At 69.9% G+C, this 6,140-nt stretch carries 7 protein-coding genes; 3 read left to right on the top strand and 4 right to left on the bottom strand.

Annotated features, from left to right (window positions below):
• From G6018_RS15530 to glyA, 3 genes are all read right to left on the bottom strand, one after another.
• On the bottom strand, positions 1 to 494 hold a 494-nt coding region (locus G6018_RS15530), incomplete at its 3' end, for a LysR substrate-binding domain-containing protein (RefSeq protein ID WP_182640104.1).
• Between the two features lie 35 nt (positions 495 to 529).
• Positions 530 to 1,144, bottom strand: coding sequence for a TetR/AcrR family transcriptional regulator (locus G6018_RS15525; RefSeq protein ID WP_182640103.1), 615 nt, complete (start codon positions 1,142 to 1,144; stop codon positions 530 to 532).
• 107 nt (positions 1,145 to 1,251) lie between these two features.
• Complete coding sequence (gene glyA, locus G6018_RS15520; RefSeq protein ID WP_182640102.1) at positions 1,252 to 2,556, bottom strand: serine hydroxymethyltransferase; 1,305 nt, start codon at positions 2,554 to 2,556, stop codon at positions 1,252 to 1,254.
• A 136-nt stretch (positions 2,557 to 2,692) separates the two neighbouring features.
• Between glyA and coaA the strand changes: the two genes are divergently transcribed.
• Positions 2,693 to 3,625 carry a type I pantothenate kinase gene (coaA, locus tag G6018_RS15515; RefSeq protein WP_182640101.1) on the top strand — a complete coding sequence of 311 codons (933 nt, stop codon included), beginning with the start codon at positions 2,693 to 2,695 and terminating at the stop codon, positions 3,623 to 3,625.
• Between the two features lie 17 nt (positions 3,626 to 3,642).
• Here the strand turns inward: coaA and G6018_RS15510 are convergent, their stop codons facing one another.
• Positions 3,643 to 4,773, bottom strand: a complete 1,131-nt coding sequence (locus tag G6018_RS15510) for a tocopherol cyclase family protein (protein ID WP_182640100.1) — start codon at positions 4,771 to 4,773, stop codon at positions 3,643 to 3,645.
• Positions 4,774 to 4,810: 37 nt separating this feature from the next.
• On the opposite strand from G6018_RS15510, the gene G6018_RS15505 reads away from it, so the two are divergent.
• Together G6018_RS15505 and G6018_RS15500 are read left to right on the top strand one after the other, a co-directional pair.
• On the top strand, positions 4,811 to 5,299 hold the full coding sequence (locus G6018_RS15505) for a PH domain-containing protein (protein WP_182609525.1): 489 nt from the start codon (positions 4,811 to 4,813) through the stop codon (positions 5,297 to 5,299).
• Positions 5,296 to 6,140 (top strand): PH domain-containing protein (locus G6018_RS15500; RefSeq protein WP_347237882.1); only part of this gene is annotated, 845 nt, incomplete at its 3' end. The genes G6018_RS15505 and G6018_RS15500, both read left to right, overlap by 4 nt.

Below are 6,140 nucleotides of genomic sequence, written 5' to 3'. Positions count from 1 at the left end.
ACGCCGTCGATCGGGCGGACCACCACGTCGCGGCGGCTCAGCGACCGCGCGTACGGCAGCGGCAAGACAAGGAGCCCGACCCCGGCCGCGACCAGGTCCACCGCGGCGGAGACCTCGTCGGGCGACGCGGTGATCGCGTCGACGGGGTCGAGCCACGGCTCGCCCTTGAGGTCCGCCATGGCCACCATGTCGAACGCGGCCAGCTCGTGATCCTTCTCCGCCAGCACCGCCATGGTCTCGGTGTACAGCGGCACCCTGAGCAGGCCGGGCGGCGAGGATCGCGGGGCCGCGTCGGGTTCGCGGAGGAAGATCACGTCGAACCCCACGTCCCCGGCGACCCGGGCCAGCGCCGAGCGCGGATCCCCCGAGCGCCGCGCCGAGATCGGCACGTCGGGATTGCGCTCGCGCCACCGGGTGAGCCACTTGTCGGGCTGCACGCCCGGGACGTAACCGATGGCCAGGCTCCGCCGGTCCGGACCGGTATCCTCGTTCACCCCTCAACGGTAGCCGCTGCTCCGTGAACCCCGGATCAGTGCACCAACCGTGAACAGGCATCTGCCACCGAATCGCCGATCGCGGTGAGGGGCCGCACCCCATCCGGCCGGTGCCAGGTCCACACGGAGCTGACCATTCCCAGAATCAGCCGTCCCAGCTCCTCCTCGTCCCGCCGTGGGAACTCACCGGAGTCCATTCCGCGCGCCAGCAACGAGATCCAGTCCTGCTCCACCGCGCGCGAGTGCTCCACCGCCGTCTGGCGCTCTTCCTCTTCTCGCTCAGTGGAACGCGTGGTCTCCAGGATGCCGACGTGGTGCACCAGAATTCGGGCTTGAAGCGCCTCACTGGCGGTGACGTCGTATACACCTCGCACCGCGGCCCGCAGAGCCGATTCAGCATCCACGGAGTCCTTCACGGCCTCAGAGAAGCGCCGATGAGAGTGGTCGAGCTCGGTACTCATGATCGTGAGCAGGCAGTGAGCTTTGGATTCAAAGTAGTGATATAGCGCTGTCTGACCGATTCCCACCTCGTGCGCGATCGTCGCCCACTTGGTGTGCTCGTATCCAGCAGATCCGAAGTGGTCGACCGCGACCCGGAGAATCGCCTTCCTCTTGGACCTGGAACTCTCCATCCTGGCGTGCTGCACCATCCCTCATCCCCCTGACCGTGGCCTCGAACCTCGCGGTTCGGAGTACGTCGCATCCGACTCGGAACCATCCACTCCGGCGCCCCCTGCGCTTGGCCCGCCCCCTACGCTCAGCCCAGGATCGTCCAGTCCTCGAGGCCCTCGTACAGCGGCTTGGCCGCGGCCAGCGCGGACACGCGTCCACGCAGGGCGGTGATGTCGGCGTCCGTACCCGCCGCGAGGGCGGTGCCGATGATGTCCGCGACCTCGCGGAAGTCCTCGGCCCCGAAACCACGGGTGGCCAGCGCGGGCGTACCGATCCGCAGACCGGAGGTCACCATCGGCGGACGGGGGTCGAACGGCACGGCGTTGCGATTGACGGTGATGCCGACCTCGTGGAGGAGGTCCTCGGCCTGCTGGCCGTCGAGGTCGGACTCGCGCAGGTCCACCAGCACCAGGTGGACGTCGGTCCCTCCGGTGAGGACGGACACGCCGGCCTGGCGGCAGTCGTCGGCCATGAGCCGCTCGGCGAGGATCTTGGCGCCCTCGATGGTCCGCTGCTGCCGCTCGCGGAACTGCTCGGTGCCGGCGATCTTCATGGCGGTGGCCTTGGCGGCGATCGCGTGCATGAGCGGCCCACCCTGCTGGCCGGGGAACACCGCTGAATTGAGCTTCTTGAACAGCTCGAGGTCATTGGTGAGGATCATGCCGGAGCGCGGCCCGCCCAGGGTCTTGTGGACGGTGGTGGACACGACGTCGGCGTGCGGAACGGGGCTCGGGTGCAGTCCCGCGGCCACCAGGCCGGCGAAGTGCGCCATGTCCACCCAGAGCTTGGCGCCGACCTCGTCGGCGATCTCGCGGAACTTCGCGAAATCCAGGGTCCGCGGGTAGGCCGACCAGCCGGCGATGATGACATCCGGCTTCTCCGCGAGGGCCATCTCGCGGACGGTGTCCATGTTGACCTGCATGGTCTCCGGGTCCACCTCGTAGGCGGCGACCTCGTACAGCTGGCCTGAGAAGTTGAGCTTCATCCCGTGGGTGAGGTGACCACCGTGGGCCAGGGACAGGCCCATGATCTTCGAACCCGGCTTCGCGAGCGCCATGAGCACGGCGGCGTTGGCCTGGGCACCGGCGTGCGGCTGGACGTTGGCGTACTTGGCGCCGAACACCTCCTTGGCGCGGTCCCGTGCCAGGTTCTCCACCACGTCGACGTGCTCGCACCCGCCGTAGTAGCGCCGACCCGGGTAGCCCTCGGCGTACTTGTTGGTGAGCACCGATCCCTGAGCCTGCAACACCGAGCGCGGCACGAAGTTCTCGGACGCGATCATCTCCAACGTGTCGCGCTGACGCGCCAGCTCGCCGGCCATCGCCTCGGCGACCTCCGGGTCCAACTCGGACAGGGAGGCGGTGAACACATCGGTGTTCGGGTCGGTCATCGTTGCTCCTCGCGCGTGGGCTTCTCACTTCGTACGAATCGTGTCGGGGCCACGGCTCGTCTCGTCGTCGTCGTCAGTCTAGTGCCAGGGCACCTGGAGGCCTCTCCCCCGTGGGCACCTGACACAATCAGCAATCGTGAGCAGACATGCCGGCGACTACACGCCGTACGTGGAGTTCGACCGCCGGAGTTGGCGTCGGTTGCGGCGAGCCATGCCGATGGTGCTCACCGAACAGGACCTCGAGGGACTGCGCGGTCTGGGCGAACACCTGGACCTGGACGAGATCGCGGAGATCTACCTGCCGCTCAGCCGGCTCATCCACCTCCAGGTATCGGCCCGCCAGCGCCTGTTCCAGTCCACCAACCTGTTCCTCGGTGAGACCGTGGACGCCCCCATGCCGTTCGTGATCGGGGTGGCCGGCTCGGTGGCGGTGGGCAAGTCCACCTCCGCCCGTGTGTTGCGCGCGCTGCTGACCCGCTGGGACTCCCACCCCCGGGTGGACCTGATCACCACTGACGGCTTCCTCTACCCCAACCGCGAACTCCAGCGGCGCCAACTCATGCACCGCAAGGGCTACCCCGAGTCCTACGACCGGCGCGCGCTGTTGAGGTTCGTCACCGAGGTCAAGTCCGGTGCCCCGGTCGTCCGCGCGCCCGTGTACTCGCACACCAAGTACGACATCGTCCCCGACGAGTTCATCGAGGTCCAGCGCCCGGACATCCTCATCGTCGAGGGCCTGAACGTCCTGCAGACGGGCCCCCGACTGATGGTCTCGGACCTGTTCGACTTCTCGCTCTACGTGGACGCGAAGATCGAGGACATCGAGAAGTGGTACGTCGAGCGCTTCCTCGAACTGCGCAGCACGTCGTTCTCCAACCCCAACTCGCACTTCGCGCACTACGCGGATCTGTCCGACCAGGCGGCCCGGCTCGCCGCCCGCGAGATCTGGATGTCGATCAACCGCCCGAACCTGGTGGAGAACATCCTGCCGACCCGGCCGCGCGCGACGCTGGTGCTGCGGAAGAACTCCGATCACTCCATCCAGCGGCTGCGCCTGCGCAAGATCTGACGCGCTCCCGGGTTCGTTCACTCCGGCGCGGCGCCCGTCTCCCCCACGGGTACGCCACGCCGCCGCAACTCGGCCTCGGCGCGGTCCAGCCCCCCGTGCTCGAGTGCGGCCTGTGGACTGTGATCGCTCCAGACATGGCGCCCGAACCGGCTCACCTCCACCTCGAGCTCACCGGACAGGTGCTCGATCGCGCCCGCCGAGTTCCGCTTCTCCGACGGCAACGGCACGGGCAGCACGTGCGCCCGACCCAGGGGCGCCCGCCCGGTCACGCGGATCCGCCAACCGTAACCGCGCCCCTCGAGTGCCCAGACGTCATCAGCGACCCGCGCCCGGACCGGCGAGACCACGGGGTTTCCCAGCCGGATCACCCGACCATCCGGAAGTCGCACCACGAGGGCGGTGACCTCGGTGCGCAGCGGGCCCGAATGGATCTGCCCGCCGGCGAAGGCCACGCAGGTGTCCGGTTCGGAGAATCCCTGCGCCTGCCCCCACCACCAGGAGTCCGGAAAGCCCTCGGCGCCCCAGTTCTTCTCCCCGTAGACATCGGCGCCGTCGAACTCCCAGTGCCGGCCGTCCAGCTCCGCCCAGCCCCGCGCCCGACCGCCGAGCAACCACGGGTGCCAGTACTGGTTGAGGGCGGGAACGGCCTGGAAGACGCTCGACCCACCGACGGCCCGGTGCGGCCACTCCACGGGATCGGTGATCTCCACGTGGAGGCGGGCCCCCTCGCCCATGTCCACGGTCACCCCGTCCGGTCGGTACTCGAACCGATCCCCGGAGCGGGCCCCCAGGCGGTCGGGATCGGCCCACCCCTCGGGCGCGGCGGCCAGCCGGAGAGACGACGACGTGCCCGACCTCGCGGGTGGCGTCCCCGCCTCGGTAGATGACGACGACGAGGTCGCGCCGACGCCCGGCCGGGGGGCCCCGATCTCCTCGGGCCGGGGAGGCACCTCGTCGGACGCCAGGCCGAGCGTCGCCCAGTGCCCGTCCGGCCCCCGGTTGATCCCGATGAGCGCGATCAGGGCGCGGCCGCGGTCGCGGTCGGTCACGCGGAGGAAGTATCCCTCCATGGCCACCCCGTGCGCGCGAAGCGGATCGCCGAAGGGCAGGTCTGCGCCGGTGGCCCGGTAGCGCCGGTGAAGTGTCATGCACGCCAGCGTTCCACAGGGCCCTATGTTGGACACCGTGAACTCGTCATCGATCGGACTCAGGCCACCACGTCACCGCGTCGACCCGCGGTGTCGGCGCTGGTGGACGGCGCAGGTCGCACTGTGGATGGCGGGGCCGTTGGTGGTGGCCGTGGTCCTGGGCCTTGTCCTGTTCCCCTGGGTCCTGCTCGTGGCGGCGGGGTGGGCGGCCGCGACCGCCGTGGCACTGGTCGCGGTACCCCGGGTGCGCTGGGCCATCCACCGGTGGGAAGCGACGGACACGGCGATCTACAGCCGTAGTGGCCTGTTCTGGGAGGAGTGGAGGGCCGCGCCCCTGTCCCGGGTGCAGACCGTCGACAAGACCCGCGGGCCACTGCAGCGTCAGTTCGGGTTGGCCACCGTCGTCGTCACCACCGCCTCCTCCTCGGGCGCGGTCCGCATCAGCGCCCTGGACGCCGCGCAGGCAGAGGAGATGGTCGACAGATTGACGCTCCTGGCCGAGGACGACCAGCGGGACGCGACGTGACCACGCCCGGGTCGCAGCACTTCGCGGCATCGCGGCCCGACCCCGCGGAGCCCGCCCCCGAATGGCTGCCGCTCGACCGGCGGACCATCGCCGCGAGCACCGTCGTGGCCGCGGGGGCCCTGGCGGCGACCGCCGTCCCCGCCGGGTCCGGTCTCCTCCTCGGCGGGGTGGGCCTGGCGTGGGTCCTGCTGTGGACCATCGGTGGCACGATCCTCGGCGCCGCGGCCACCGCCGTCATCGAGACCGCCCGGCTCGCCGTGACCAGGTACCGCGTGGACGCCCACCGGATCGAGCGCCGCGTCCGCTTCCTCTCCAGCTCCACCACCAGTCTGTCGACCGGCCGGGTGCGCAATGTGGAGATCTCGGCGGACCTGGTGCAGCGTCGGATGGGCATCGCCAGCGTGAGACTGGCCAGCGGGGAGACCGACGGGTCCAGGCTCATTCTCGGCGCCCTCGACCGCGAGGTGGCCGAGGAGCTGCGCCGCCACCTGCTCGCCGAGCGGGCCGCCACCGACACCTCCGAACTCGTGCGTCTCGACCCAGGGTGGGTGCGCTACGCCCCCGCCAGCGTCATGACCCCTCTGTTCGGTCTCCTGGGGATCGGCATCGTGTTCCAGGTCGCGGACTGGTTCGGGGCCGTTCCCGAGATGCTCGAGTGGATCTGGGACCGGATCGGTGACCTGCCGATCCCCGTGATCGCCGCCGGGGTGCTGGTGCTCGCCCTGGTGGTGGGCACCATCGCGTCGGTCGCGCTCTTCGTGGAGAACTGGTGGAACCTCCGGCTCGAGCACCACGAGGACGGCTCGCTCGAGCTCCACCGTGGCCTGCTCGTGGGTCGGCA

The organism is Dietzia sp. DQ11-44, assembly GCF_014145205.1.
GTDB classification, from domain to species: domain Bacteria; phylum Actinomycetota; class Actinomycetes; order Mycobacteriales; family Mycobacteriaceae; genus Dietzia; species Dietzia natronolimnaea.
Note: the sequence above shows the minus strand (reverse complement) of the source record. Positions and strands in the feature narration are given on the sequence as shown.

What these genes read in the sequence shown, in the direction of transcription:
- G6018_RS15510 (WP_182640100.1), bottom strand. Translation starts at nt 4,773, where the DNA reads ATGACACTTCACCGGCGCTACCGGGCCACCGGCGCAGACCTGCCCTTC.
- G6018_RS15525 (WP_182640103.1), bottom strand. Translation starts at nt 1,144, where the DNA reads ATGGTGCAGCACGCCAGGATGGAGAGTTCCAGGTCCAAGAGGAAGGCG.
- glyA (WP_182640102.1), bottom strand. Translation starts at nt 2,556, where the DNA reads ATGACCGACCCGAACACCGATGTGTTCACCGCCTCCCTGTCCGAGTTG.